Annotated in this window: 24 protein-coding genes and 2 tRNA genes; 12 read left to right on the top strand and 14 right to left on the bottom strand. The window is 60.7% G+C overall.

Annotated elements, in window-relative coordinates; all coding sequences use genetic code 11:
- The first annotated feature begins 284 nt into the window (after positions 1–284).
- A complete protein-coding gene (gene pnp, locus QO005_RS08950) occupies positions 285–2,423 on the top strand; it encodes a polyribonucleotide nucleotidyltransferase (protein WP_307157648.1) in 2,139 nt (712 codons plus the stop codon).
- Between the two features lie 74 nt (positions 2,424–2,497).
- Positions 2,498–3,514: a class I SAM-dependent methyltransferase gene (locus QO005_RS08945; RefSeq protein WP_307157647.1), complete on the top strand. Its 1,017-nt coding sequence runs from the start codon at positions 2,498–2,500 to the stop codon at positions 3,512–3,514.
- A gap of 206 nt (positions 3,515–3,720) precedes the next feature.
- On the opposite strand, the gene QO005_RS08940 is transcribed toward QO005_RS08945, so the two are convergent.
- Positions 3,721–4,356, bottom strand: coding sequence for a trimeric intracellular cation channel family protein (locus QO005_RS08940; protein ID WP_307157646.1), 636 nt, complete (start codon positions 4,354–4,356; stop codon positions 3,721–3,723).
- A 340-nt stretch (positions 4,357–4,696) separates the two neighbouring features.
- Here QO005_RS08940 and QO005_RS08935 point away from each other — a divergent pair, with 340 nt between their 5' ends.
- Entirely contained in the window at positions 4,697–5,107 is a 411-nt protein-coding gene (locus QO005_RS08935; RefSeq protein WP_370878037.1) for a hypothetical protein, read from the top strand.
- Between the two features lie 55 nt (positions 5,108–5,162).
- Here the strand turns inward: QO005_RS08935 and QO005_RS08930 are convergent, their stop codons facing one another.
- Together QO005_RS08930 and QO005_RS08925 are read right to left on the bottom strand one after the other, a co-directional pair.
- The gene (locus tag QO005_RS08930) at positions 5,163–6,008 is read right to left on the bottom strand and encodes an inositol monophosphatase family protein (protein WP_307157756.1); all 846 of its coding nucleotides are present in this window, start codon (positions 6,006–6,008) and stop codon (positions 5,163–5,165) included.
- A gap of 172 nt (positions 6,009–6,180) precedes the next feature.
- Positions 6,181–6,265, bottom strand: a tRNA-Leu gene (locus QO005_RS08925).
- A gap of 465 nt (positions 6,266–6,730) precedes the next feature.
- On the opposite strand from QO005_RS08925, the gene QO005_RS08920 reads away from it, so the two are divergent.
- The gene (locus tag QO005_RS08920) at positions 6,731–7,171 is read left to right on the top strand and encodes a BA14K family protein (protein WP_307157644.1); all 441 of its coding nucleotides are present in this window, start codon (positions 6,731–6,733) and stop codon (positions 7,169–7,171) included.
- 147 nt (positions 7,172–7,318) lie between these two features.
- Here QO005_RS08920 and QO005_RS08915 read toward each other — a convergent pair whose 3' ends face one another.
- The 3 genes from QO005_RS08915 to QO005_RS08905 form a co-directional block, all read right to left on the bottom strand.
- Entirely contained in the window at positions 7,319–7,615 is a 297-nt protein-coding gene (locus tag QO005_RS08915; protein ID WP_307157643.1) for an Rdx family protein, read from the bottom strand.
- Between the two features lie 121 nt (positions 7,616–7,736).
- Positions 7,737–8,261 carry a GNAT family N-acetyltransferase gene (locus tag QO005_RS08910; protein ID WP_307157642.1) on the bottom strand — a complete coding sequence of 175 codons (525 nt, stop codon included), beginning with the start codon at positions 8,259–8,261 and terminating at the stop codon, positions 7,737–7,739.
- Between the two features lie 47 nt (positions 8,262–8,308).
- Positions 8,309–8,884: a helix-turn-helix domain-containing protein gene (locus tag QO005_RS08905; RefSeq protein ID WP_307157641.1), complete on the bottom strand. Its 576-nt coding sequence runs from the start codon at positions 8,882–8,884 to the stop codon at positions 8,309–8,311.
- 184 nt (positions 8,885–9,068) lie between these two features.
- Between QO005_RS08905 and ftsZ the strand changes: the two genes are divergently transcribed.
- Positions 9,069–10,043 carry a cell division protein FtsZ gene (gene ftsZ, locus QO005_RS08900; protein ID WP_307157640.1) on the top strand — a complete coding sequence of 325 codons (975 nt, stop codon included), beginning with the start codon at positions 9,069–9,071 and terminating at the stop codon, positions 10,041–10,043.
- A gap of 441 nt (positions 10,044–10,484) precedes the next feature.
- On the opposite strand, the gene irrA is transcribed toward ftsZ, so the two are convergent.
- On the bottom strand, positions 10,485–10,904 hold the full coding sequence (gene irrA / locus QO005_RS08895) for an iron response transcriptional regulator IrrA (RefSeq protein ID WP_307157639.1): 420 nt from the start codon (positions 10,902–10,904) through the stop codon (positions 10,485–10,487).
- Positions 10,905–11,216: 312 nt separating this feature from the next.
- Here irrA and fabA point away from each other — a divergent pair, with 312 nt between their 5' ends.
- From fabA to QO005_RS08875, 4 genes are all read left to right on the top strand, one after another.
- Positions 11,217–11,732, top strand: a complete 516-nt coding sequence (fabA, locus tag QO005_RS08890; protein ID WP_307157638.1) for a 3-hydroxyacyl-[acyl-carrier-protein] dehydratase FabA — start codon at positions 11,217–11,219, stop codon at positions 11,730–11,732.
- Between the two features lie 36 nt (positions 11,733–11,768).
- The gene (gene fabB, locus QO005_RS08885; protein WP_307157637.1) at positions 11,769–12,992 is read left to right on the top strand and encodes a beta-ketoacyl-ACP synthase I; all 1,224 of its coding nucleotides are present in this window, start codon (positions 11,769–11,771) and stop codon (positions 12,990–12,992) included.
- 6 nt (positions 12,993–12,998) lie between these two features.
- On the top strand, positions 12,999–13,805 hold the full coding sequence (fabI, locus tag QO005_RS08880; RefSeq protein WP_307157636.1) for an enoyl-ACP reductase FabI: 807 nt from the start codon (positions 12,999–13,001) through the stop codon (positions 13,803–13,805).
- A 405-nt stretch (positions 13,806–14,210) separates the two neighbouring features.
- The gene (locus tag QO005_RS08875; protein ID WP_307157635.1) at positions 14,211–14,711 is read left to right on the top strand and encodes an acyl-CoA thioesterase; all 501 of its coding nucleotides are present in this window, start codon (positions 14,211–14,213) and stop codon (positions 14,709–14,711) included.
- A gap of 82 nt (positions 14,712–14,793) precedes the next feature.
- On the opposite strand, the gene lepA is transcribed toward QO005_RS08875, so the two are convergent.
- The 3 genes from lepA to cmk all read right to left on the bottom strand — a co-directional run bounded on the left by lepA (position 14,794) and on the right by cmk (position 19,425).
- On the bottom strand, positions 14,794–16,614 hold the full coding sequence (gene lepA, locus QO005_RS08870) for a translation elongation factor 4 (RefSeq protein ID WP_307157634.1): 1,821 nt from the start codon (positions 16,612–16,614) through the stop codon (positions 14,794–14,796).
- 298 nt (positions 16,615–16,912) lie between these two features.
- Positions 16,913–18,616 carry a 30S ribosomal protein S1 gene (rpsA, locus tag QO005_RS08865; RefSeq protein WP_307157633.1) on the bottom strand — a complete coding sequence of 568 codons (1,704 nt, stop codon included), beginning with the start codon at positions 18,614–18,616 and terminating at the stop codon, positions 16,913–16,915.
- Positions 18,617–18,771: 155 nt separating this feature from the next.
- Entirely contained in the window at positions 18,772–19,425 is a 654-nt protein-coding gene (cmk, locus tag QO005_RS08860) for a (d)CMP kinase (RefSeq protein WP_370878030.1), read from the bottom strand.
- 194 nt (positions 19,426–19,619) lie between these two features.
- Between cmk and QO005_RS08855 the strand changes: the two genes are divergently transcribed.
- The 3 genes from QO005_RS08855 to QO005_RS08845 all read left to right on the top strand — a co-directional run bounded on the left by QO005_RS08855 (position 19,620) and on the right by QO005_RS08845 (position 21,160).
- Positions 19,620–20,006, top strand: coding sequence for a TIGR02300 family protein (locus tag QO005_RS08855; protein WP_307157631.1), 387 nt, complete (start codon positions 19,620–19,622; stop codon positions 20,004–20,006).
- A gap of 212 nt (positions 20,007–20,218) precedes the next feature.
- Positions 20,219–20,294, top strand: a tRNA-Ala gene (locus QO005_RS08850).
- Between the two features lie 77 nt (positions 20,295–20,371).
- Entirely contained in the window at positions 20,372–21,160 is a 789-nt protein-coding gene (locus QO005_RS08845; protein WP_307157630.1) for a YdcF family protein, read from the top strand.
- Here QO005_RS08845 and QO005_RS08840 read toward each other — a convergent pair whose 3' ends face one another.
- From QO005_RS08840 to QO005_RS08825, 4 genes are read right to left on the bottom strand one after another with little or no spacing between them, the layout of a single operon-like run.
- Positions 21,161–22,069: a glycerophosphodiester phosphodiesterase gene (locus QO005_RS08840; protein ID WP_307157629.1), complete on the bottom strand. Its 909-nt coding sequence runs from the start codon at positions 22,067–22,069 to the stop codon at positions 21,161–21,163.
- Positions 22,062–23,141, bottom strand: coding sequence for an ABC transporter ATP-binding protein (locus tag QO005_RS08835; RefSeq protein WP_307157628.1), 1,080 nt, complete (start codon positions 23,139–23,141; stop codon positions 22,062–22,064). The genes QO005_RS08840 and QO005_RS08835 overlap by 8 nt, the downstream gene beginning before the upstream one ends.
- A 19-nt stretch (positions 23,142–23,160) precedes the next feature.
- Complete coding sequence (locus tag QO005_RS08830) at positions 23,161–23,982, bottom strand: ABC transporter permease (RefSeq protein ID WP_307157627.1); 822 nt, start codon at positions 23,980–23,982, stop codon at positions 23,161–23,163.
- On the bottom strand, positions 23,979–24,869 hold the full coding sequence (locus tag QO005_RS08825; RefSeq protein WP_307157626.1) for an ABC transporter permease: 891 nt from the start codon (positions 24,867–24,869) through the stop codon (positions 23,979–23,981). Before QO005_RS08825 ends, QO005_RS08830 begins: the two co-directional genes overlap by 4 nt.
- Positions 24,870–24,871 lie beyond the last annotated feature (2 nt).

Here is a 24,871-nt window from a genome sequence, read left to right as displayed (position 1 = left end):
GGCTTTCCGAAGGGAAGGCCCGCCGGCTGGTTTACGGGGCTTTTTCAAAGGCCCGCCTCCGTTTTCGCCACAAGGCGGAAACATCCCGGCAGCCCGGATGGGCCGGACCTGCCGAATGAAACCGATGACCTGTCATGGGGCAGGATTGTCGGAGACTTCCGGGCTTTAAGCCCGCATCCCCGAAGTCTCCTGCTGTCTTGCCCGTGATGTGTCAGCATCAGGCATCGCATCTTGCGCTTCGCCCGTCACCGGGCGCGGAGGTGCAGCCTATAAAGGAACAGGACATGTTCGATATTCATAGCGTGGAAATCGAGTGGGCAGGCCGCCCGCTGAAGCTGGAAACGGGCAAGGTTGCCCGTCAGGCCGATGGCGCCGTTGTCGCCACCTACGGCGAAACCGTCGTTCTCGCCACCGTGGTGTCCGCCAAGGAGCCGAAGCCGGGTCAGGATTTCTTCCCGCTCACCGTCAACTACCAGGAAAAGACCTATGCCGCCGGCAAGATCCCGGGCGGCTATTTCAAGCGTGAAGGCCGTCCGAGCGAAAACGAAACCCTCGTTTCCCGCCTGATCGACCGCCCGATCCGCCCGCTCTTCCCGGAAGGCTACAAGAACGACACGCAGGTTGTCGTCACCGTGATCCAGCACGATCTGGAAAACGATCCGGACATCCTCGCCATGGTCGCCACCTCGGCTGCACTGACGCTGTCGGGCATTCCCTTCATGGGCCCGATCGGCGGCGCGCGCGTTGGCTACATCAATGGCGAATACGTGCTGAACCCGCATCTCGACGAGATGGACGAATCCACGCTGGATCTGGTTGTGGCCGGCACCTCCGACGCCGTTCTGATGGTTGAATCCGAAGCCAAGGAACTCAACGAGGAGGTCATGCTCGGCGCCGTCATGTTCGGCCACAAGGGCTTCCAGCCGGTGATCGACGCTATCATCAAGCTGGCGGAAGTGGCTGCCAAGGAGCCGCGCGAATTCGAGCCGGAAGATCATTCCGAACTCGAAGCCGAAATGCTGAAGATTGCCGAAACCGAGCTGCGCGCCGCCTACAAGATCACCCAGAAGGCCGATCGCTACGCTGCCGTCGACGCCGTGAAGGCCAAGGTCAAGGCGCACTTCCTGCCGGCCGAAGGCGAAGCCAAGTACACGCCGGAAGTGGTTGGCGCGGTGTTCAAGCACCTGCAGGCCAAGATCGTTCGCTGGAACATTCTCGACACCAAGAGCCGCATCGACGGCCGCGATCTTGAAACGGTTCGCCCCATCGTTGCCGAAGTTGGCCTGTTGCCGCGTACCCACGGTTCGGCCCTCTTTACCCGCGGCGAAACCCAGGCCATCGTCGTTGCCACGCTCGGCACCGGCGAAGACGAGCAGTATGTCGATTCCTTGACGGGCATGTACAAGGAAAACTTCATGCTGCACTACAACTTCCCGCCCTATTCGGTCGGTGAAACGGGCCGCATGGGCTCCCCGGGCCGCCGTGAAATCGGCCATGGCAAGCTGGCATGGCGCGCCATCCACCCGATGCTGCCGACGGCGGAACAGTTCCCCTACACGCTGCGCGTCGTGTCCGAAATCACCGAATCCAACGGTTCGTCCTCCATGGCCACCGTCTGCGGCACCTCGCTGGCGCTGATGGATGCCGGTGTGCCGCTGGCAAAGCCGGTTGCCGGTATCGCCATGGGCCTGATCCTCGAAGGCGAGCGCTTCGCGGTTCTCTCCGACATTCTCGGTGACGAAGACCATCTCGGCGACATGGACTTCAAGGTTGCCGGTACGGAAGCAGGCATCACCTCGCTGCAGATGGACATCAAGATCGCCGGTATCACCGAAGAGATCATGAAGGTCGCTCTCAACCAGGCACAGGGTGGCCGCAAGCACATCCTCGGCGAAATGGCCAAGGCCATCACCGAGAGCCGGTCGCAGCTCGGCGAGTTTGCACCGCGTATTGAAGTGATGAACATCCCGGTCGACAAGATCCGCGAAGTCATCGGCTCCGGCGGCAAGGTCATCCGCGAAATCGTTGAAAAGACCGGCGCGAAGATCAACATCGAGGACGATGGCACCGTGAAGATCGCTTCCTCCTCCGGCAAGGAGATCGAAGCGGCCCGCAAGTGGATCCACTCCATCGTGGCGGAGCCGGAAGTCGGCGCCATCTACGAAGGCACGGTCGTGAAGACCGCCGATTTCGGCGCCTTCGTCAACTTCTTCGGTTCGCGTGACGGCCTCGTGCACATTTCGCAGCTGGCTTCCGAGCGCGTTGCCAAGACCACCGATGTGGTCAAGGAAGGCGACAAGGTCTGGGTCAAGCTTATGGGCTTTGACGAGCGCGGCAAGGTGCGCCTGTCCATGAAGGTTGTGGATCAGGCCACCGGCAAGGAACTGGAAAAGAAGCAGGACGGCGAAGCCGCCGCTGAATAAGCCGCGTTTCGTCTTTCTACAGGGCGCGGAAGCTATTCCGCGCCTTTTTTATATTGACTGGAAAAATGAAGACCATGAGCCGCGAAACGCTGAAGACCCTGTTTCACCCCTATGTGACCGAAACCATCGCCCTGCCGCAGGCAGGTGAACGCATCCTGTTTCTCGGCGCGGAAGCGGGGTTCGTGAAGCCGGAGGGCTTTGCGGCGGATCTGGTTCTGGTTCAGGGCTTCCGCCCGGATTTTCGCCGCCTTGAAACGGCCCGCCACACGCCGGTGCCGGTGGTGGAGGGTGAGGATTACGACGCAGCGCTGATCCTTGCCACCAAGCACAAGGGGCTGAACGAAAACCGCATTGCCGAGGCGCTGCAGCGCGTCAAAACGGGCGGCATGGTGGTGATCGCCGGGTCCAAGGAAGATGGCATCCAGTCGCTGCGCAAGCAACTGGACCGGTTGGGGCTGCAGCCGGAGTCCATGCCGAAATATCATGGTGTGGCCGTGTGGTTCCCGGTGCCGGAAGAGAGGGCGCCGGCGATTGCGGCGCTTGCTTCAAAGCCGGTGATGATCGAGGACAGGTTCGAGACCTTTGCCGGCCAGTTTTCCCATGCCCATGTCGATCCCGGCTCCGAACTTCTGGCGAGCCGCCTGCCGCAGGATTTCGATGGCAATGCTGCCGATTTCGGCGCGGGCTGGGGCTATCTTTCGGTGATGCTGAAGGAAAGAGCGCCGCGCACCCATCGCATCGATCTCTTCGAGGCCAATTACGACGCGCTGGAGCAGGCGAAGATCAATCTTGCCCGCAACTGCCCGGATCTGACGGCGCGGTTCTTCTGGCAGGATCTCACGGCGGAAGCGCCCAAGGAAAAATACGATCTGATCATCATGAACCCGCCCTTCCATGAAGGCCATGCGGCGGAGCCCTCCATTGGCGAAGCGATGATCAAGACGGCGGCTGCGGCGCTCAGCCAGGGCGGCGATCTGTTGCTGGTCGCCAATCGCGGCCTTCCCTACGAGACGGCGCTGGCGGCGCATTTCCGCCAGCATGGCGAGACCTGCCGCAATGCCCGCTTCAAGGTGCTGTGGGCCAAGAAATAGAGCATTTCCAGGAAAAGTGGAATCCGGTTTTCCGTCCGGAAATGCGTAAAAACAAAGATTTACTGCATAATTCCTTAAATCCTAATCGATTTAAGGATAAAATTATGCAGCAGATATAAAGCGCTACAGCGAACCTTTGTGCGCCATATATGGCGCACGGCGCTGTAGAGCCTTCGCAAAGTTGCCGCTTTTCTCGGGGCAATGCTCTATAATACGTCGTCCGGATGGCGACCGGGCTTGTGCTTGTAGGTCGGGAAGGTCCAGCCGAAATACAGCGCGCCGCCGCGCACGGCAAAGGCCGCCACCGCGCCGCCTGCCGAGGCCCAGTAGAGCGGCGCGCCCAGCATATAGGCGCCTGTGAAGATCGAAGCGCCGATCAGGGCAGCGGTAATGTAGATTTCCGGGCGCAGCAGCACCGAGGGCTCATTGGCGATGAGGTCGCGCAGCACGCCGCCCAGCGTCGCCGTCATCGTGCCGGTGACGATGGCAATCGTGGCCGAGCCCGTGGCCGCCAGCCCCTTGGCCGCGCCCATGACACAATAGGCGGACAATCCCACCGCATCCAGCCAGATCAGCAGTTTATAGCGCGATTCCACCAGCGGCGCGGTGAAGAAGACCACCACGCCCATGGCGCAGCAGGTAACGATATAGCCGGGATCGATCACCCAGAACACCGGAAGCCGCCCGAGAATGATATCGCGCACCGTGCCACCGCCGGTCCCGGTGATGATGGCGAAGAACAGGAAGCCGATGATATCCAACTGCTTGCGGGACGCCGCCAGCGCCCCCGTTGCGGCAAATAGCGCAACGCCTGCATAATCCAGATAAAGAAGAAGGGACATCACGCTCCGCCACGGTCACATTCCTTTTCTGTTTTAGAGCATTTCCAGGAAAAGTGGAGCCCGGTTTTCCGTCCGGAAATGCGTAAAAACAAGCATTTCCAGGAAAAGTGGAGCCCGGTTTTCCGATCGGACATGCGTAAAAACAAGCATTTCCAGGAAAAGTGGAGCCCGGTTTTCCGATCGGACATGCGCCAATACCGGGAGAGAGGCCATTCCGGTAAGAAAGCAGCAAGGGAAAGATTCTATAACGAATTATCCCTTCCTTTACCAAGGTGCAGCCGTGAAGCCGATCCTGACCGTTTTATGCGCTCTTCTTCTCGCTCTTTCCGCACCTCTGGCGATGGCCCAGCAGCAATTGGTCACCGACCCGGAAATTTATGAGAAGAGCCATTTCAACGAGCAGTGCAAGATCGCCCAATACGACAGTGATTTCATCAGCCGCATCGACATCAACAATGACGGGCTGACGGATGCCGTGGTCAATGAGGGGGCGTTCAGTTGCGATGGCGCGCGGGGACCGCAATGTGACGGCGATGGCTGCCCGTATAACTTTTATGTCCAGGTGAAAGAGGGCGGCTATCTCCTCATCGCCACCGCCCGCATCTACAGCTATGAATTCATGAAGCGCTTCGGCAACATGGTCTTTGCCTTCAAGATGCATCCGCGTTTTTGCGACCGGACGGATAGCGAGCCCTGCGAGATGATCGTGCGGGTACGCGGCGTGACCTTCGTGACGATCTCAAAGAAGTAACGCCGGTTCTCAGCGACAGCAGTGTTTCCGGACGGGAAACCGGATTCCACTTTTCTCAGGACAACGCTCTGGCGGTAAAACCCTCGACCAGCCAGCCATGCAGATCGGGATGGGCGGCCAGCACGTCGCCATGGGCGCCGATTTCCTTGCCGTTAAAGCCGGTCACAAGCCCGCCTGCTTCGCGCACCATGAGCAGCGAGGCGCCGTAATCATGCAGGGAAAGCCCGTCCTCGAAAAACCCGTCCAGACGCCCGCAGGCCACGTAGGCGGTGGAAAGCGCTGCGGAACCTAGCCGGCGCACGCCGGCCGTGGTGGCCATCAGACGGCGCAGTGCCGCGTAATAGACCTCTTCGCTCACCGATTGGACCTGACCCGGCACGGGCAGGCTCGCGCCGATCAGAGCATTTTCCTGGAGCTTTTCACCCGGTAGGGGCGTGAGATGCAGCCGTTCTCCGTTGAGCCAGGCACCCTTGCCCTTTTCGGCGCAAAACAACTCGTCCTGCATGCAGTCATACACAATGCCGGAGATGATTTCGCCTTGGTCGGCAATGGCGATGACGATGCCGAAATGCGGCAGGCCCCAGGCATAATTGGTGGTGCCGTCGATCGGGTCGATGACGATCACCGGCTGGCCCTCGGCGGCGCGGTTGCCAACGCCTTCTTCCCCGGCAATGGCGTGATCGGGGAAAGCCAGCCGCATCCGCTCAACGATCAGCGCCTCCACGGCAACGTCGATTTCGGTCTGGTAATCGCGAGGCGCCTTGTGGACGATGGAGGCGGCATGGCGCCGTTTCAGCGCTGTGCGTGCCAGTTCTCCGGCACACAGTGCGGCCTCTGCCATGGCCACCAGACCATCGGAAGCTTCCGGAAAAAGCCGCGACAGGGCAGGGGCGTAGGACATGCTGGCAGGGGACATGGGAAAGACACCGTGTAGGAGAAAATGATCAGCGCCTTCTGACCGATTTTTCTGACGGCGATATGACAGTTCCGGGAAAATCAAAGGCTGGACATGCAAAAGGCCCGGAAGACCGGGCCTTTTGCAACATGCTGTTTTTACAGCAAGCTTTGGAATTTGGTGCCCAGAAGAGGACTCGAACCTCCACGCCTCGCGGCACAGGTACCTGAAACCTGCGCGTCTACCAATTCCGCCATCTGGGCGACGAGGAGCCGTTTAAAGGGCCTCCCCTTTCCTGTCAACACGGTTTTTGAAGCTTTCGTGTCAAAGCCTGGGCGGGGGTCTTGAAAAAGCCCGGAAATCCGGCGCTCACCGTCGGCTATGAGATTTTAAAGCCGTTTAAATCCAGAGATTTATGCCGTAATTGAAAAAAATCGGCGGACCGACAAAAATTCCTTGTTTTTGGCCTGTTTCACGGCGCTCTATATGCAGGAAGGCTCACTTGGGGCAGAGCGCATATTGTTAAGTTTCGCAAAGCTTCCGGTCTGTGAGCGGATCGAATGCATTTTTTGTCCGTTGCCGCACCTTCGAAGGGAAGAATGTGTCGCGGCGGTCGTTTGAGGAGGCCACTACCCATGTTTTCAGTTCCCAGAGCGTTTCGGCGTTTTATGCAAACGCTGAAACGCTCGCACTCTCAGTTTTCACAGATTTCCGGAGGGAAAACCGGTTTGAAATGCTCTAAAGCCGTGCTGGGGCTTGCGATTGCGGCCACGGCGCTTGCGCCCGAAGCCGGTTTCGCGACCATGCCTTTTGCCAAGGCACCGCTGGTAAGCGGTGCTCAGGACCAGGCTACCGCACCGGTTCTGGATGTTCGCTATGTCTGCGATGCCTATGGCTGTTATGATCGCCCGGATTATCCGCCGCCGCCCCCGCCCGGCTATCGTCCGCCGCCACCCCCGCCACCGCCGGGGTATCGCCCGCCGCCGCCGCCGGATTATTATCGCCCCGCGCCGCCGCCGCCCGGTTACTATCGCCCGGATGGCCCCCCGCGCGCCTGGCGCCGCCATATTCAGTGGTGCCTGGACCGTTACCGGTCCTACAATCCGGATACCAACCGCTATCTGGACGCCTATGGCCGTCCGCGCACCTGCCGCTCGCCCTTCGGCTGAGCTGGGAAGATAGAGCATTGTCCCGAGAAAAGCTTCGTTGCGGTTTTCCGTCCGGAAATGCGTAAAAACAAAAGCTTAGAGCACGTCCGGTAACCCCCTGTTCACCGGACGTGCTCTAAGAGAAGGCCCGCGTCGTGCGGGCCTTCTTCAAGGCTCGGTCTTTCCGGGACGATCCACATGCCCCAGATCGCGCTGCGGATCGATGATATCGCGTACCCGCTGCTTCAACTCTTTGGGACCGGGAAAGCCGCCATCGCGCTTGCGCTCCCAGATCACCGTATCATCCAGCCGGATTTCGAAATTGCCGCCTGTGCCGGGAATGAGGGCCACCTCGCCAAGGCTGTCGCCGAAGGTTTGCAGCAGCTCCTGCGCCATCCAGCCGGCGCGCAGCAGCCAGTTGCATTGCGTACAATAGAGAATGGAAATCCGTGGCCTGTCCGTCATGGCGCTCTCCCCATCTGATCACGCGGCTAGAGCATTTCCAGGAAAAGTGGGAACCGGTTTCCCGTCCGGAAATGCGTGAAAACAAAAAGTTAAAGTTAGAGCCTGTCCGGTGAACCGGTTTTCACCGGGCAGGCTCCAACTTGTAGAAAATGGTTGTCGCGCAAAACCGGCCATCGGGAAACAGGGCATAGTTGGGAATGACGCCTGCCTTGCTCCAGCCCAGCCGCTCGTAAATCGCCTCGGCAGGCTCTCCCGTCGCCGTGTCCAGCACCAGAAGTTGCTTGCCGGCCTCCGTGGCAGCCTTTTCCGCTGCCGTCATCAGGTGCCGGGCCAGGCCCTGCCCACGTGCGCGGGTATGCACCAGCAGCTTCTTGATCTCGCCCCGGTGCGGCTGATTGGGCGGCAGCTTGAGGCCCACCTGCACCGTACCCACAACGCGGCCTGCCTGCTCGGCCACCAGCAACAGCACCTCGCCCGCCGCCACGGCGCGCTGCACCCCTTCCCAGAAGGCGAGCGCCTCCCCTTGAGAAAACGGCAACATGAAACCCACCGAGGCTCCCCCTTCCACACAGTCACGCAGCACCTCCGTCAGGTCGGAGAGGGCATGCGTCATTGCATCCGCGGTCAACAGCCGGATTTCCATCATTCTATCCTTTGTCCTTGTTTGTGTATCGCTCGCCAGGAGGGGAGCTTTTACGGGTCGGGAAGGCGATCCAGATCGATGATCACCGCATAGCGCGCCCTCTCGGGGCCGGGATTGTGAAAACCGCGCACCTCCGCCACATTCATGTAGAGGCAATCCCCTGCCTCCAGCCGATGGACCGTTTCCGCCACCGTCAGCTCCATCCGGCCCTCGAAGAGCCAGACATGCTGCCATTGCCTGCGTCCGGGGCTGGGATCGGGAAAGCGCACCGTCGCACCCGGGGGGAACTCCACCTCCACCACGTCCACTTTCGAGCCCGTACCGCCCGGCGAGACCGCCCGGCGCAGATAGCCGCTCTCCGGGTCGCGCCAGACCGGCTGGTCGGCGCGCCGCAGGAGCGGCACGGCCTTGTCCGTGTCGGCAAAGAAGGCCGAAAGCGAGTGCCCCAGTGCCGAACAGAGCCGGGCGAGAAGCGAGGCCGTGGGGCTCGCCTCGGCGCGCTCGATGCGGGAAATCATCGCCCGGCTGACGCCGGAGATCTCCGCCAGCCCGTCCAAGGTTAATCCTCGCGCCACACGCAGGGAGCGCAACCGTTCCGCAACGGCCTGATCGACTGATTTTTCCATGATAGTAGAATTTCACTCTCGTATAGTGGAGTCAAGCCTGTTCCTGGTCATCTTCGCTCAAGGCAAAGACGCTTTTATCAACAATGCTCTTGAAACTTGCCCCACTCACGGCCTTTTTCCCGTGCCAAGAGACAGTGTGATTCGCGCCGCCGATTTGTGGCGCCAGAACCCCAAGGAGAGAGACGTGATCGAGATCAGAAAACCGCAAATCGAGGAAATGCGGCCGAAGATTACCGTGATCGGGGTGGGCGGCGGTGGCGGCAATGCCGTCAACAACATGATTACGCAGGGCCTGCAGGGCGTGGACTTCATCGCCGCCAATACCGACGCGCAGGCGCTGACCATGTCGAAGGCGCCGCGCCTCATTCAGCTTGGTGCGGAGATGACGCAGGGCCTCGGCGCGGGCTCCATTCCCGAAACCGGCCGCATGGCGGCGGAAGAAAGTCTGCATGAGGTGATGGATCACCTGGCCGGCACCCATATGTGCTTCGTCACCGCCGGCATGGGCGGCGGCACCGGCACGGGCGCTGCCCCGGTGATCGCGCGTGCGGCGCGGGAAGCGGGCATCCTGACGGTCGGCGTCGTCACCAAGCCCTTCAGCTTCGAAGGCCGCCGTCGCATGATGTCGGCGGAAGACGGCATCGAAAAGCTGCGTGAAGCCGCCGATACGGTGATCGTTATCCCGAACCAGAACCTCTTCCGCATCGCCGATGCCAAGACCACCTTCTCCGATGCCTTCGTCATCGCCGACAAGGTGCTGTTCTCCGGCGTGTCCTGCATCACCGATCTGATCGTCAAGGAAGGCCTGATCAACCTCGACTTCGCCGATGTGAAATCGGTGATGAAGGGCATGGGCCGCGCGATGATGGGCACCGGCGAGGCCACGGGCGACAGCCGCGCAATGAAGGCGGCGGAAGCGGCCATCGCCAACCCACTGCTGGACGAGGTGTCCATGCGCGGCGCGCGTGGCGTGCTGATTTCCATTTCCGGCGGCATGGACATGACGCTGTTCGAGGTGGACGAAGCCGCCACCCGCATCCGCGATGAAGTCTATGACGAGGCCGACATCGTCGTCGGTGCAATCTTCGACAAGGAACTCGACGGCACCTTCCGCGTCTCGGTGGTGGCCACGGGGCTTGGTGAGAACCCGCAGGGGTAACTTCCCCCTCAAGGCGGCTGAAATCATCGACCCGAAGAGATCGGCATCCGAAGCGGCACAGTTGAGGAGTGCCGCCAGACCAATGACAAAGGGCCGCACGCTCTCCTCCGTCATGGTCGGGCTCGACCCGATCATCCATCAGCCGTTGGAAACGTGGATCCGCGGGGCGAGCCCGAGGATGACCAAAAGGCAAGGCAGAGGTTTGTCATCAAGCTGGCGGCGCAACTGAGACGAAGAGTCATTGAAGATGACTCTTCGTATTCTTTTTTCAAATATCTCAAGCCTTTGGTATATTTGAGATATTCGAAATGCCTTCAAGGCAAGGAGGCTCACGCATTTCCGAACGGAAAACCGCGATCACACTTTTCCTGGAATGCTCTAGCTTTTTGTTTCTACGCATTTCCGGACGGAAAACCGGCTTCCACTTTTCCTGGAAATGCTCTAGCTGCGCTTTTCACGCAGGCGGATCACGACGTCCACATGGGCGATTTCCATGCCTTCCGGCGGTTCCGGCAGGTTGCCGATGGAAATATTATTCACCGGAATATCGAGCACCTCGTTCTTGCCCTCCACGAAGAAGTGGTGGTGGTCGGACACATTGGTGTCGAAATAGGTGCGCGACCCTTCCACGGCCAGCACGCGGATCATCCCCGCTTCGGTGAACTGGTGCAGGGTGTTGTAGACGGTGGCAAGCGACACCGGAAAATCGGCGTCCAGCGCTTCTTCGTGCAATTCTTCGACGGTCAGGTGACGGTCGCCCTTGGCAAACAGCAAAGTGGCCAAGGCAACCCGTTGCCGCGTCGGACGAAGGCCCGAGCGGCGCAGTTTGTCTTCCACCTGTCTGCTGGCCTCAGCCATCATATCCTGCAATCTCCGAAGGCTCTCTTGAAAATCCAGTTGCGCAATATCGATATATCTCTTGCGTTGTCGAGTTTCAATAGGCCTGCCGGGGGTAAGACCCGGAGAAAGCCTCTGGATTCGGCAGGCGAGGCGATTTTACCTCTGGTGGAGGGTGTCGGCTTCCTGTAATGCGACGAACAGACCGCGGCAAGGGGTGCAAGCCTTCCCTTTTTCGTCCGGCAGCCTTCGCTGCGGACACTCGGCTTCTCTTTGCCGCGATATTGATTTAAGTCTCCTGTACCCACGAGCCTGATGGGGGGAAATGAAAGTTCGATGAGCCAAAGACAGTCCAGCTACAACTATGAGGAAATCCTCACCTGCGCCCGCGGCGAAATGTTCGGGCAGGGCAATGCCCAGCTTCCCATGCCGCCGATGCTGATGTTCGATCGCATCACCCAGATTTCCGAAACCGGCGGCCCGCATGACAAGGGCTTCATTCGCGCCGAATTCGACATCAAGCCGGACCTGTGGTTCTTCCCCTGCCACTTCCTCGGCGATCCGGTCATGCCCGGCTGCCTCGGCCTTGATGCCATGTGGCAGCTCACCGGTTTCTTCCTCGGCTGGCTGGGCGAACCCGGCAAGGGCCGCGCCATCTCCACCGGCGAGGTAAAGTTTACCGGCATGGTCACCCCCGCCACCAAGCTGGTGGAATACGGGATCGACTTCAAGCGTGTCATGCGCGGCCGCCTCGTGCTGGGCATCGCCGATGGCTGGATGAAGGCGGATGGCGAAGTCATCTATAAGGCAAGCGATCTGCGCGTCGGCCTTTTCCAGCAAAAAGCCGAGTAAACCGCACAGTCCGAATTCAATACAAAGGTCTATTCCATGAGACGGGTCGTCGTAACAGGTCTTGGCATCGTATCGTCTATTGGCAACGATGCGGCTGAAGTCACCGAATCCTTGCGTCACGCCAAATCCGGCATCAGTTTTTCGCCGGATTTCGCCGAGCACGGCTTCAAGTGCCAGGTCTGGGGCCGGCCTTCGCTCGATCCCGCTGAACTGGTCGATCGCCGCGCCATGCGCTTCCTCTCCGAGGGCGGCGCGTGGAACCATGTGGCGATGAAGCAAGCCATTGCCGATGCCGGGCTGGAAGAGAAGGATTATGCCGCCAATGAGCGTGTCGGCATCATCATGGGCTCCGGCGGCGCCTCTACCAAGCAGATCGTCGAGGCCGCGGATATCGTGCGCCAGAACAACAGCCCGAAGCGCATCGGCCCCTTCGCCGTGCCGAAGGCCATGTCGTCCACGGCGTCCGCGACGCTTGCCACCTGGTTCAAGCTGCACGGCGTCAACTATTCCATCTCCTCGGCCTGCTCCACCTCGGCGCATTGCATCGGCAATGCCGTTGAAATGATCCAGTGGGGCAAACAGGACATGATGTTTGCCGGCGGCCATGAAGATCTCGACTGGACCATGTCCGACCTCTTCGACGCCATGGGCGCGATGAGCACCAAGTATAACGAGACCCCGGCTTCGGCCTCCCGCGCCTATGACGTCAGCCGCGACGGCTTCGTCATCGCCGGCGGCGCCGGCGTGCTGGTTCTGGAAGAGCTGGAACATGCCAAGGCGCGCGGCGCCAAGATCTATGCAGAAGTTGTGGGCTACGGCGCCACCTCGGACGGCTATGACATGGTTGCGCCTTCGGGCGAGGGCGCGATCCGCTGCATGCGTCAGGCGCTGTCGACGGTGAAGGGCGAAGTGGATTACATCAACACCCACGGCACCTCCACGCCGGTGGGGGACAGCAAGGAAATCGGCGCGATCCGCGAAGTTTTCGGCGACAAGATCCCGCATGTCCAGTCTACCAAGTCGCTGACCGGCCATTCGCTCGGCGCTGCCGGTGTGCAGGAATCCATCTACGGTCTGTTGATGATGCAGGCGGGCTTTATCGGCGAGAGCGCCCATATCACCGAACTCGATCCGGAATTCGACGGCGTGCCGATCGTGCGCAGCCGTATCGACAATGCCAAGATCGATACTGTTCTTTCCAACTCCTTCGGCTTTGGCGGCACAAACGCCACGCTGGTTTTCCAGCGCTACAACGGATAAACGTCCATGGTCGTTTCGATGCAAGGCAAACGCGGGCTCATCATGGGCGTCGCGAACAATCACTCTATCGCCTGGGGAATTTCCAAGGCCCTGGCCGGGGCCGGGGCGGAGTTGGCCTTTACCTATCAGGGCGAGGCGCTGGGCAAGCGGGTGAAGCCGCTTGCCGCGGAACTCGGGTCCGATTTCATTCTTCCCTGCGACGTGGAGGATCTGTCTTCGGTGGATCAGACCATCGCGGCGCTGAAGGAGCGCTGGGGCAAGCTGGATTTTCTGGTGCATGCCATCGGATTTTCCGACAAGAACGAGCTCAAGGGGCTTTATGCCGACACCACGCGGGACAATTTCACCCGCACCATGGTGATCTCATGCTTTTCCTTCACGGAAATCACCAAGCGCGCCGCTGATCTGATGAGCGATGGCGGGTCGGTGCTGACGCTGACCTATGGCGGCTCCACGCGCGTCATTCCCAATTATAACGTCATGGGCGTGGCGAAAGCCGCGCTGGAAGCGTCCACACGCTATCTGGCTGCCGATTACGGCCCGCGCGGCATTCGCGTCAATGCCATCTCTGCCGGTCCCGTGCGCACGCTGGCGGGTGCGGGAATTTCCGATGCACGCGCTATTTTGAGCTGGAACCAGAAGAACGCGCCGCTGCGCCGGACGCCGACAATCGACGATATTGGCGGTTCCGCGCTCTACCTGCTCTCCGACCTGTCGGCCGGGGTGACGGGCGAAGTGCATTATGTCGACGGCGGCTACAACATCACCTCCCTGCCGACGCTGGAGGTTCTGCGCAACGCAGACGCCGATTGAAACAAGTGTAACCGGCAATGCCGGGGCCGTCTCCCGGGAAAAACCCGGTATGGACGTTAAAAAGGGCGCTGGATGCCGGTCTAGGGTGTGTGGGTATTCAGCTTTGGGCGGGCTGCAAACGGCAATTTCCTGCGCTTCCGGTGCTCATGTACTCAAGTACACTCCGCTCCGGTTCTCGAAAATCACCGTTTTCGCCTCCCCCAAAACTAAATCCCCACACACCCTAGAGCGCTTCAGTGTTTCATGGAAACACTGAAGCGCTCTCACGTTTTGTTTTGCGCATTTCCGGACGCAAAACCGTGTTACACTTTTGCTGGAATTGCTCTAGCGCCCTTTTTCATGTCTTGCCAATCCATCCTGTTGTAGATCATCTTGGTTTCCGGGAGGAGAGAAAAAGGATGACGTATGGACCGCGCCCACGACCCGAGCCAGCTTGAAATGGTGGTGCTGATGACGCCGGATATGGCGAATTTTTCCGGCAAGGTGCATGGCGGCGCCCTGCTCAATATTCTGGACCGGGTGGCCTATTCCTGCGCCTCACGCTTTTCCCAGCATTATGCCGTAACGCTCTCGGTGGACCAGGTGATGTTCCGCCAGCCCATTCATGTGGGCGAACTCGTCACCTTCCGCGCCTCGGTGAATTATGCGGGTCGCACCTCAATGGAAATCGGCATCCGCGTCGAGGCGGAAAACATCCGCACCGGCGAGCGCCGCCACACCAACAGCTGTTATTTTACCATGGTGGCCGTGGACGAGCAGGGCAAGCCGATTGCCGTGCCGCCGCTTGCGCTCGATACCGAGACCAAGAGGCGCCGTGAACAAGCCGCAAAGGCGCGGCGTGAACTGCGTCATGAAATCGAGACGCGGCATGCAGAGCTGAAGACAACGCCAGAACTGGCCGAATAAGGGCAAGAGGATAGCGAAGATGGGGGCACCCACCTTCGCCTTTGTTTTATAAACGGACCATAAGGGCTGTGGTTGCCCTCTCTTACTCGTCGTTCATCTTCAGTGCGGCAATGAAGGCTTCCTGCGGGATCTCCACCTTGCCGAACTGGCGCATGCGCTTTTTGCCTTCCTTCTGCTTGTCCAGAAGTTTGCGCTTGCGGGTGGCGTCGCCACCATAGCACTTGGCCGTCACGTCCTTGCGCAGCGCCCTGACCGTTTCGCGGGCGATGACCTTGCCGCCGATGGCGGCCTGGATCGGGATCTGGAACATGTGCGGCGGGATCAGTTCCTTCAGCTTTTCGCACATGCCGCGGCCACGGCGATCGGCTGCCGAGCGGTGCACCAGCATGGAAAGCGCATCCACCGGATCGCCGTTGACGAGGATGGACATCTTGACCAGATCGCCCGCGCGGTAATCGGTGATGTTGTAGTCGAAGGAGGCGTAACCCTTGGAAATCGACTTCAGGCGGTCATAGAAGTCGAAGACGACTTCGTTGAGCGGCAGTTCATAGGTGATCATGGCACGGTTGCCGACATAGGTCAGCTCGGTCTGAATGCCGCGCCGGTCCTGACAGAGCTTCAGAATGCCGCCCAGATACTCATCCGGCGTCATGATCGTCGCCTTGATCCAGGGCTCGCGGATTTCATCGATCTTCACCACGTCCGGCATGTCGGCGGGGTTATGCAATTCCTTTTCCGTGCCATCGGTCAACGTCATCTGGTAGACGACGGACGGCGCGGTGGCGACGAGATCGAGATTGAACTCGCGCTCTAGGCGCTCCTGGATGATTTCCAGATGCAGCAGGCCGAGGAAGCCGCAGCGGAAGCCGAAGCCGAGCGCGGCGGAGGATTCCATCTCGAAGGAGAAGCTGGCGTCGTTGAGGCGCAGCTTGCCCATGGCGGCGCGCAGATCCTCGAAATCGGCGGCATCGACCGGGAAGAGACCGCAGAACACCACTGGCTGTGCGGGCTTGAAGCCCGGAAGCGCCTTGTCGGTCGGGCGCTTGTCATCGGTGATCGTATCGCCGACGCGCGTATCGGCCACTTCCTTGATCGAAGCGGTGATGAAACCGATCTCGCCCGGGCCGAGGCTGTCGACGTTGAGCATCTTCGGCGTCAGCACGCCAACACGCTCGACGCCATATTTCGCGCCCGTGCCCATCATGCGGATCTGCTGGCCTTTGGACAGCACGCCGTCGATGACGCGCACCAGCACCATGACGCCCAGATAGGTATCGTACCAGCTATCGACCAGCAGCGCCTTCAGCGGCGCCTTTTCGTCGCCGGTCTTCGGGGCGGGCAGCTTGTGAACGATGGCTTCCAGAACGTCGGGAATGCCAAGGCCGGTCTTGGCGGAAATCAGCACTGCCTCTGAGGCGTCGATGCCGATCACTTCCTCGATCTGGTCCTTGATCCGATCCGGCTCGGCAGCGGGCAGGTCCACCTTGTTGAGCACGGTGACCAGTTCGTGATTGTTGTCGATAGCCTGATAGACATTGGCCAGCGTCTGGGCTTCCACGCCCTGGGAGGCATCCACCACCAGCAGCGAGCCTTCGCAGGCGCTGAGCGAGCGGGAAACCTCGTAGGCAAAGTCCACGTGGCCGGGGGTGTCGATCAGGTTCAGCACATAGGTATCGCCATCATTGGCCTTGTAGTGCAGACGCACCGTCTGGGCCTTGATGGTAATGCCGCGCTCGCGCTCGATATCCATGCTGTCGAGCACCTGCTCGCTCATCTCGCGCTCGGCAAGGCCGCCGCAGGTCTGGATCAGGCGGTCGGCCAGGGTCGATTTCCCGTGGTCGATATGGGCCACGATGGAAAAGTTGCGAATGTGGTCAAGCGGCGTGCGATTTTGTGTGCTCATGGCTGGGCATATAGAGCATTTCCAGGAAAAGTGTGAAGCGGTTTTCCGTCCGGAAATGCGAAAAAAGAGAACCAGCATTTCCAGGAAAAGTGTGAAGCGGTTTTCCGTCCGGGAATGCGAAAAAAGAAAACCAGCATTTCCAGGAAAAGTGTGAAGCGGTTTTCCGTCCGGGAATGCGAAAAAAGAGAGCCAGCATTTCCAGGAAAAGTGGAAACCGGTTTTCCAGAGAGCTGGAGCAAAAAGAAACCGCCGGATGTTGCCATCCGGCGGCTTGCAATGTCAGTCCGTTACGCCGGAATTATTCGGCGCCGCGGTTCTTCAGGGCTGCACCCAGAATATCGCCGAGCGAAGCGCCCGAGTCGGACGAACCGAACTGAGCAACGGCTTCCTTCTCTTCTGCGATCTCGAGAGCCTTGATCGACAGCATGACCTTGCGGTCCTTCTTGGAGAAGTTGACGACGCGGGCGTCGAAGACCTGGCCGACGGAGAAGCGCTCGGGGCGCTGTTCGTCGCGGTCGCGAGCCAGGTCGGCGCGGCGGATGAAGGAGGTGATGTCTTCGTGAGCAACGAGCTTCACTTCGACGCCGCCATCGTTCACACCGATGACTTCGCAGGAAACGACAGCGTTCTTGCGCAGGTCGCCGGACTGGGCAGCTTCACCAACGGTGTCGCGGCCGAGCTGCTTGATGCCGAGCGAGATGCGCTCCTTCTCAACGTCAACGTCCAGAACGACAGCCTTGACGACATCGCCCTTGTTGAACTCTTCGATGACCTGCTCGCCCGGACGGTTCCAGTCGAGATCCGACAGGTGGACCATGCCGTCGACATCGCCTTCGAGGCCGATGAACAGACCGAATTCGGTCTTGTTCTTGACTTCGCCTTCAACTTCCGTGCCAGCCGGATGGCTGTAGGCGAAGGCCTGCCACGGGTTTTCCAGCGTCTGCTTCAGGCCGAGCGAGATACGGCGCTTGGACGGATCGACTTCGAGAACGACCACGTCAACTTCCTGGCTGGTGGACAGGATCTTGCCGGGATGAACGTTCTTCTTTGTCCAGGACATTTCGGAGATGTGGATGAGGCCTTCGATGCCCGGCTCCAGCTCAACGAATGCACCGTAGTCGGTGATGTTGGTGACGGTACCGGAGATCTTCTTGCCAACCGGGTACTTGGCGGCAATGCCATCCCACGGATCGGACTCGAGCTGCTTCATGCCGAGCGAGATGCGGTGGGTTTCCTGGTTGATGCGGATGATCTGAACCTTGACCTGCTGGCCGATGGACAGGATTTCCGACGGATGGTTGACGCGGCGCCATGCCATGTCGGTCACGTGCAGCAGGCCGTCGATGCCGCCGAGGTCAACGAACGCACCGTAATCGGTGATGTTCTTGACGACGCCGTCAACAACCTGGCCTTCTTCGAGGTTCTGAACGATTTCAGAACGCTGCTCGGCGCGGGACTCTTCCAGAACCGTACGGCGCGAAACCACGATGTTGCCGCGACGCTTGTCCATCTTGAGGATTTCGAAGGGCTGCGGGTTGTGCATGAGGGGCGTGACGTCGCGGATCGGACGGATGTCGACCTGCGAGCGCGGCAGGAAGGCAACGGCGCCGTCGAGGTCAACCGTGAAGCCGCCCTTGACCTGGTTGAAGATAACGCCTTCGACGCGCTCGCCTGCTTCGAACTTGGCTTCGAGCTTGATCCAGCTTTCTTCGCGGCGAGCCTTCTCGCGCGACAGAACAGCTTCGCCGAGAGCGTTTTCGATGCGCTCGACGTAAACTTCAACTTCGTCGCCGACCTTGAGCGAGCCGTCCTTGGCCTTGGCGCCGAATTCCTTCAGCGGAACGCGGCCTTCGACCTTGAGGCCGACGTCAACGATGGCGACGTCCTTCTCGATGGCCGTGATGATGCCCTTGGCAACATAGCCTTCGGCCAGATCGGACTTGGCGAAGGACTCTTCGAGCAGGGCCGCGAAATCGTCCCGCGTGGGAGTAGAAACAGACATGAAATCTCCTGAAATGCGCTCCATCAGGAACGCCATCGCGCCGGTGGGTTAGAGTTGACATTGCCGATCGGGCTGCCCGCCCTTCAAAAAGGGCATTCCGGCGCGAGGACAGGGGATCGACAGGTTCAGGCCGGAAAACCGGGCCTGAGGCATGCTCATATGGTTTTCAACGCCGCATCGATCAAGGACCGCGCCGCCTGAAACGCCGCCTCTATACTCATTTCGGACGTATCTAGCAAGTGCGCGTCGTCCGCAGGTTTCAAAGGACTGTCGGCGCGGCCCATGTCGCGTTCGTCACGCCGCTTCACATCCTCGAAAACGGCGTCGTAATCGGCGCTGCCGCCTTTTGCGGCGATTTCGTCATGGCGGCGGCGGGCGCGCACTTCCGGCGAAGCGCTGACATAGAGCTTCACCGCCGCATCCGGGCAGACCACGGTGCCGATGTCTCGGCCATCCAGAACCGTTCCCGGCTCCTTGGCGGCAAAGCGGCGCTGGGCCTCCACCAGGGCGCGGCGCACGGCGGGCATGACGGCGATCTTCGAGGCCGCCTCGCCGATCTCATGGGCGGAGAGCACGTCGCGGTCGAGGCCGGAAAGATCAAGCTCCAGCGCGATTGTCTCGGCAAGCTTTTCGTCATCGAGCGGCAGGCCCGCATCGAGCAGCGCCTTCGCGGTGGCGCGATAGGTCAGGCCGGTATCGAGGTGGTGAAAGCCGTAATGGGCGGCAATGGCCCGCGAGAGCGTGCCCTTGCCCGCAGCGGCGGGACCGTCGATGGCGATGGTGAAGCTTTTCCGGCTGTGAGCGGCCACACGTATTTCCTTTATTCGTCTTTTGCAACGCGACCTATCATAGCTGTGCGGTGCGGTCATCCCTTGTCAGGCGAGTTTATCTTTGACAGCGCCCTCTATTGCGATTAAGGGGACCGACTACAGTTGGACCGGCCCGCGAAAGCCGGATCGTTGGCGCATGCCCTTAATCTTCACGCGTTCATGAGGCTTTGACAGTGGCGAAGGCAGAACTTGGAACCAAACGCACTTGCCCCGACACCGGCAAGAAATTCTACGATCTGAACAAGGACCCGATCGTTTCTCCCTATACGGGGAAGTCCTGGCCGCTTTCCTTCTTTGAGGAAACCTCGGTGGCTTCGATCATGGAGAAGGCTGAGGAGGACGATGTCGCCGAAGTCGATACCGAAAACACCGATATCGAACTTGTCTCGCTGGAAGACGGCGATGACGCCGCTGCCGGTGACGATATTCCGGACATGGGCGATGACGATGTCGAAATCGGCGATGACGATGACGACACCTTCCTCGAAGCCGACGAAGACGATGGCGATGACGACATGTCCGGCATCATCGGCGTGACGGGCGACGAAGACGAAGTCTGAGATTGTCCGCATCCCGATCATCACAAGCCGCATCCCCGGATGCGGCTTTTCTTTTTTGTTCATCTTCAATAGCTTGGTGCGAGGATGACAAAAATTTTCAGGCCTGCCGCTTTTTTCGCTTGTCATCGTGGCAGGGCCGAAGTAATAAGCCGCCACACCAACGGAAGCGCTGCTTCGGAAGGTGCCCGGGCCGACACAATCGGCACCCTGATGGGGCTATAGCTCAGCTGGGAGAGCGCTTGCATGGCATGCAAGAGGTCAGCGGTTCGATCCCGCTTAGCTCCACCAAATCTTTCTTCCTCACGCAATTGAAGATACGCCAGCGATAGCGCTGTGTCGTGCAAGAGCGACGTGAGGGCTGAACCGTGTTTACCGTTTCCAAACTGTTCTGGATGCTGGCGCAACCGCTGTCTCTGGTTTTCCTGCTCGGGATGCTGGCCTTCCTCGCCGGACTGGCGCGCCTGCGGGCTGCGGCTCTGGTGCCGGGCGCATTGGCGCTGATTCTGTTGTTCACCACGCTTTACACCACGGCCGGACCGGTGGCCTTGCAGGTGCTGGAAGCACGGTTCCCGAAGCCTGTCCGCGATCCGGAGAGCGTTTCCTGCATGATCGTGCTGGGCGGCGCGTTCGAGACGGAAGTGACGACGGTGCGGGGCGGGATCGAGCTGAACCAGGCGGCGGACCGGTTTGTCGAGGCGCTGCGGCTGGCGCGGGCCTATCCGCAGGCCAAGATCCTGGTATCCGGCGGCGATGGTTCGCTGAGCGGCGATTATGAGGGCGATGCCGTGGTGGCGAAACGGTTTTTCGAAACCTTCGGCATCGGAGCGGAGCGGCTGGTGCAGGAGACGCGCTCGCGCAATACTTTCGAGAATGTCGAAAACAGCAAGGACCTGCTCGCCGCCCAGGGTCTTCACGATTGCCTGCTGATCACCTCGGCCTTCCATATGCCGCGCGCCATGGGGCTGATGCGCCGCGCAGGCCTGAGCGTGACGCCCTGGCCGACCGATTTCCGTACCCGGGGCAATGAGAGGCTTGCTCTGGATTTCACCCAGCCCACCTTGAACGCCCAGCAGACCGCGACAGCGGTGCGCGAGTGGATCGGGCTTGTCGGCTATTATCTCTCCGGGCGGACGGAAAGCTTTTTTCCCGCATAACTATCCGGCCAAGAGGGCCTGCAATCCAACGGGATCGTCGGTGGTGATCTGATCGACGCCGAGCGCCAGCAGGCGGGCGATGCTCGGGCGCAGAGCCGGATCGGCCTTGCGGATCGTATAGGCATCGATCCGCACCCCGTGGCTCTGGAATGCCGCCACGAGATTGTAGCCGAGCTGGTCGGCGGCCAGAATCAGCTCATATTCCAGATAGATCATGCGAATGCCCGGCAGCGCCGTGACGGCGGAGCGAACGAAATCGTGAAAATTCCGCTCCTGCAACAGCCGTTCCGCCGCGCCGAAATGGCAGGGGTCATAGCCCACGGCGAGACCCGGCGTTGCCTCTGCCAGACGCCGTACAGCCTCGGCATCACCGCCGGAAAGGATCATCCGCCCTGCCACCGGCGCCACGGCAGCGGCAAAGTTTTCGATGATGGCTTCGTTGAGAGCGGCAGCCTCTTCCTTGAGATCGAGTTGGAGCAGTGCCGTCTCGGGGCAGGATTCGCCCGCCAGAAGAGCCGCAAGGTCTTCCAGCAGCATCACGCGGTGCGGGCTCGATGTGGCTTGAGTGTTTATACGTGTTTCCGGACGGGAAACCGGTTCCCACTTTTCCTGGAAACACTCTGGATTTTCGCGCAGGAAAAGGCCGCGCAATATGTCCGGGCTTGCGCTGGCCACAAGGCCCTGGCCGGTGGTGGCCGGATGAAGATCCCGGTCATGCAATACGGCAAAGCCGTTTCCGGCATGGCAGACGAGGTCGATTTCCACGCTGGCACCTAAGCGCATGCCTTCGAGGATCCGCGCGGGCGTGAAGGCGATGTCGCCTTTCTGCTTGCGGCCCCGGTGCCATTTCAGCCAGCAGCGATGGCCGTCCTTGTCGATGAACAGGCCCTGCCTCTGCTGGTCAGCCATGAATCAGATCCTTTTTCAGTTCCACGTCCGGGGTGTCAGCGGAGGAAAGCACCACTTTTCCGTCGCGGAAAAGGGCATGGTTGCGGATGGAAAGCCGCACCCGGTCGCCGCGCTGCCAGCGGCTGCTGGCCTCCGTCATCGCCTTGATGCGCTCTCCTTCAGAGAGTTGCAGCTCTACCTGATGATGGCTGCCGAAGTCCACCGCCCGCACCACCACAGGCCCTTCTGGGCCGGTTGCCGGGGCAAGCACGATGTCTTCAGGGCGCAGGGCAAGGGTCGCCGGGCCATCGGAAACGGTCAGCGGCAGGCAGAGATCGGGATGCTGGAAGCGGCCATCGCGCACCTCCGCCTCGATAAAGCCCATGGTGCCGATGAAGCCGGCGGTGAACTGCGTTTGCGGCCGGCGATAGACCCGGTCCGGCGTATCCAGCTGTTCGATGCGGCCATCCTTCAGCACGGCGATCCGGTCGGAGATGGCCAGCGCCTCGTCCTGGCCGTGGGTGACGAAGAGGGTGGTGATGCCCAGCCGCTGCTGGATATCACGCACCTCCTCGCGCAGTCTTTCGCGCAGATGCTGGTCGAGGCTGGCAAAGGGTTCGTCCAGCAGCAGGATCTTCGGTTCCAGCACCAGCGAACGGGCCAGCGCCACGCGCTGCTGCTGGCCGCCGGAAAGCTGATAGGGCATGCGGCTGCCATAGCCCGCAAGGCCGACGAGGGAGAGCGCCCACTCCACCTTGTCGCGGACCTCGGCGCGTGGCAGGTGGCGCAGCTTCAGGCCAAAGGCGATATTGCCGGCCACCGTCATATGCGTCCACAGCGCATGGCTCTGGAACACCATGCCCGTGGGGCGGCGCTCCGGCGGCAGATGGGTGACATCCTGCCCGTCGATCAGAATCTGGCCGCCCGTTGGGCGCTCGAAGCCGCCGATCATCCTGAGCATGGTGGATTTGCCGGAGCCGGAAGGACCAAGCAGGCAGATCAGTTCGCCATCCTCGACATCGAGGGAGACGCGATCTACGGCGGCGGTGTTGGCGAAGCGCTTTTCCAGCGCGTGAACGGTCAATCTTGCCATGGGAAACTCATTTCATAGCTTATGCGCCAAAGCCCTTGGCGAAGGTGCCGGCACCGATGAGGCGACGGGCGAAGATCAACGCCAGGAAGGAAGGCACCCACAGCATCACCGAAAGCACCGCGCCATATTGCACGACGAGCTGGTTGTTGATGTAGGTGACCATCAGCACCGGCATGGTGCGGATTTCCGGCGCGCCGATCAGCCATGCGCCTTCGGTCTCGTAAAAGGTCGAGACGAAGGTCATCAGGATGGCGGCAAACAGGGTCGGGGCGGCCTGGGGCAGGGTGATCGACCAGAACACCCTCAGCGGTCCTGCCCCGGCATCGCGGGCGGCCTCTTCCATCCGGCGGTCCACGCCCTGGAAGGCGGCGACCGGAATCCAGATCATCAGCATCAGCGTGCCGACCAGCTGGATCAGCGCCACGCCCCAGAAGGTGGCGATGAGGTTGAGATTGAGGAAGATCCCGGCAATTGCCACCAGCAGGCCGAATTTCGGAAAGGCATGCGAGGCGAGGAAGGACAGGAAAAACAGGTTTCGTCCCGGAAAGGAGAGCCGCGCAAAGGCATAGGCCGCCGGCAGGCAGATCAGCGCCGACAGGATCGTCACCGTGGTGGCGAGTTGCAGGCTGATGGTCAGCGCCTCCCAGACATCGCCCCGCGACAGCGTCTGCGACCAGTAGCGCAGGCCGAACTGCTGCGGCAGAAGGGCGGGATATCGCCAGACATCGGCAAAGGCCCAGATGGCGACGACGATCAGCGGAAACAGGATGATGACGGACAGCACAACGGCAATGGCAAGGCCGATCCAGTCCGGGCGTTTTCTGTCAAGAATGGCGCTCATGGTCTGTCCTGCCGGTTGCGGGCGATGGAGGCCACGTAGAACAGGCCGAAGATCAGGCAGACGCCAAAGCTGATCACGGCCTGGGTCTTGGCATTCAGCGGATCGAGAAGATCGGAGAAGGTGCGCTGCATGAAGGGGCCCATGAGTTCCGGCGAGGCCGGGCCGAGCAGATAGGGCAGGGTGAAGGCCGAAAAAATGCCGAGCACCGTAAAGGACAGCGTCACCGCGATGCTGGCCCCCATGCGCGGCAGGATGATGTGGGCGAAAATGCGGAGCGGTCCTGCGCCGACATCGCGTGCCGCTTCCACGGAAGCGTTGGAAATCCGCATCAGCCCGGAGGTGAGCATCAGCACGGTCAGCGGCAGGTTGTCCCAGGTCAGCCCGATCACCGGTCCCCAGGGGGTGAGATAGGGGCTCGGCAGTTTCGGCAGGCCAACGGCGTTCAGAATGATATCCACCGCGCCGTTCGGGCCGATGGTTCTGATCAGCGCATAGGACAGGATGATCGACGGCACGAACATCGGAAAGATGGCGAGCGCCTGCACGAAGCCCGCAACGCGGCTGGTGGCAAAGCGCAGGTAAAGGGCGATGGGCAGGCCGACCAGCGTCAGCAGCACCGCGGTGACGGCGGTGGTCCACAAGGTCAGCCGGAAATTGGCGATGCTATAGGCGTCGGTGAAAAAGAAGCGGTAGGATTTCAGGCTGAAGCCCATGCCATCCCCCTGCGGCAGCCAGACCGTGGAGAGGATGGCGGCAAAGATGGGATAGATGATCAGCCAGACCACGAGCAGGACCGGAACGGCAACGAGCAGAAGGCCGGTGAGGCCTCCCACCTGGTTGCGTCCGGATCGGCGCGCAAACGTGCTGGACGCGGGAATGCTTGCCATGA

The organism is Allorhizobium paknamense, from assembly GCF_030815125.1.
GTDB classification, from domain to species: domain Bacteria; phylum Pseudomonadota; class Alphaproteobacteria; order Rhizobiales; family Rhizobiaceae; genus Allorhizobium; species Allorhizobium paknamense.
Note: the sequence above shows the minus strand (reverse complement) of the source record. Positions and strands in the feature narration are given on the sequence as shown.

Bases quoted from the DNA above. Each gene is read 5' to 3' on its own strand.
- pnp (WP_307157648.1), top strand. From the start codon at position 285: ATGTTCGATATTCATAGCGTGGAAATCGAGTGGGCAGGCCGCCCGCTG.
- QO005_RS08945 (WP_307157647.1), top strand. From the start codon at position 2,498: ATGAGCCGCGAAACGCTGAAGACCCTGTTTCACCCCTATGTGACCGAA.
- QO005_RS08940 (WP_307157646.1), bottom strand. From the start codon at position 4,356: ATGTCCCTTCTTCTTTATCTGGATTATGCAGGCGTTGCGCTATTTGCC.
- QO005_RS08935 (WP_370878037.1), top strand. From the start codon at position 4,697: ATGGCCCAGCAGCAATTGGTCACCGACCCGGAAATTTATGAGAAGAGC.
- QO005_RS08930 (WP_307157756.1), bottom strand. From the start codon at position 6,008: ATGTCCTACGCCCCTGCCCTGTCGCGGCTTTTTCCGGAAGCTTCCGAT.
- QO005_RS08915 (WP_307157643.1), bottom strand. From the start codon at position 7,615: ATGACGGACAGGCCACGGATTTCCATTCTCTATTGTACGCAATGCAAC.
- QO005_RS08910 (WP_307157642.1), bottom strand. From the start codon at position 8,261: ATGATGGAAATCCGGCTGTTGACCGCGGATGCAATGACGCATGCCCTC.
- QO005_RS08905 (WP_307157641.1), bottom strand. From the start codon at position 8,884: ATGGAAAAATCAGTCGATCAGGCCGTTGCGGAACGGTTGCGCTCCCTG.
- irrA (WP_307157639.1), bottom strand. From the start codon at position 10,904: ATGATGGCTGAGGCCAGCAGACAGGTGGAAGACAAACTGCGCCGCTCG.
- fabA (WP_307157638.1), top strand. From the start codon at position 11,217: ATGAGCCAAAGACAGTCCAGCTACAACTATGAGGAAATCCTCACCTGC.
- fabB (WP_307157637.1), top strand. From the start codon at position 11,769: ATGAGACGGGTCGTCGTAACAGGTCTTGGCATCGTATCGTCTATTGGC.
- fabI (WP_307157636.1), top strand. From the start codon at position 12,999: ATGGTCGTTTCGATGCAAGGCAAACGCGGGCTCATCATGGGCGTCGCG.
- QO005_RS08875 (WP_307157635.1), top strand. From the start codon at position 14,211: ATGGACCGCGCCCACGACCCGAGCCAGCTTGAAATGGTGGTGCTGATG.
- lepA (WP_307157634.1), bottom strand. From the start codon at position 16,614: ATGAGCACACAAAATCGCACGCCGCTTGACCACATTCGCAACTTTTCC.
- rpsA (WP_307157633.1), bottom strand. From the start codon at position 18,616: ATGTCTGTTTCTACTCCCACGCGGGACGATTTCGCGGCCCTGCTCGAA.
- QO005_RS08840 (WP_307157629.1), bottom strand. From the start codon at position 22,069: ATGGCTGACCAGCAGAGGCAGGGCCTGTTCATCGACAAGGACGGCCAT.
- QO005_RS08835 (WP_307157628.1), bottom strand. From the start codon at position 23,141: ATGGCAAGATTGACCGTTCACGCGCTGGAAAAGCGCTTCGCCAACACC.
- QO005_RS08830 (WP_307157627.1), bottom strand. From the start codon at position 23,982: ATGAGCGCCATTCTTGACAGAAAACGCCCGGACTGGATCGGCCTTGCC.
- QO005_RS08825 (WP_307157626.1), bottom strand. From the start codon at position 24,869: ATGGCAAGCATTCCCGCGTCCAGCACGTTTGCGCGCCGATCCGGACGC.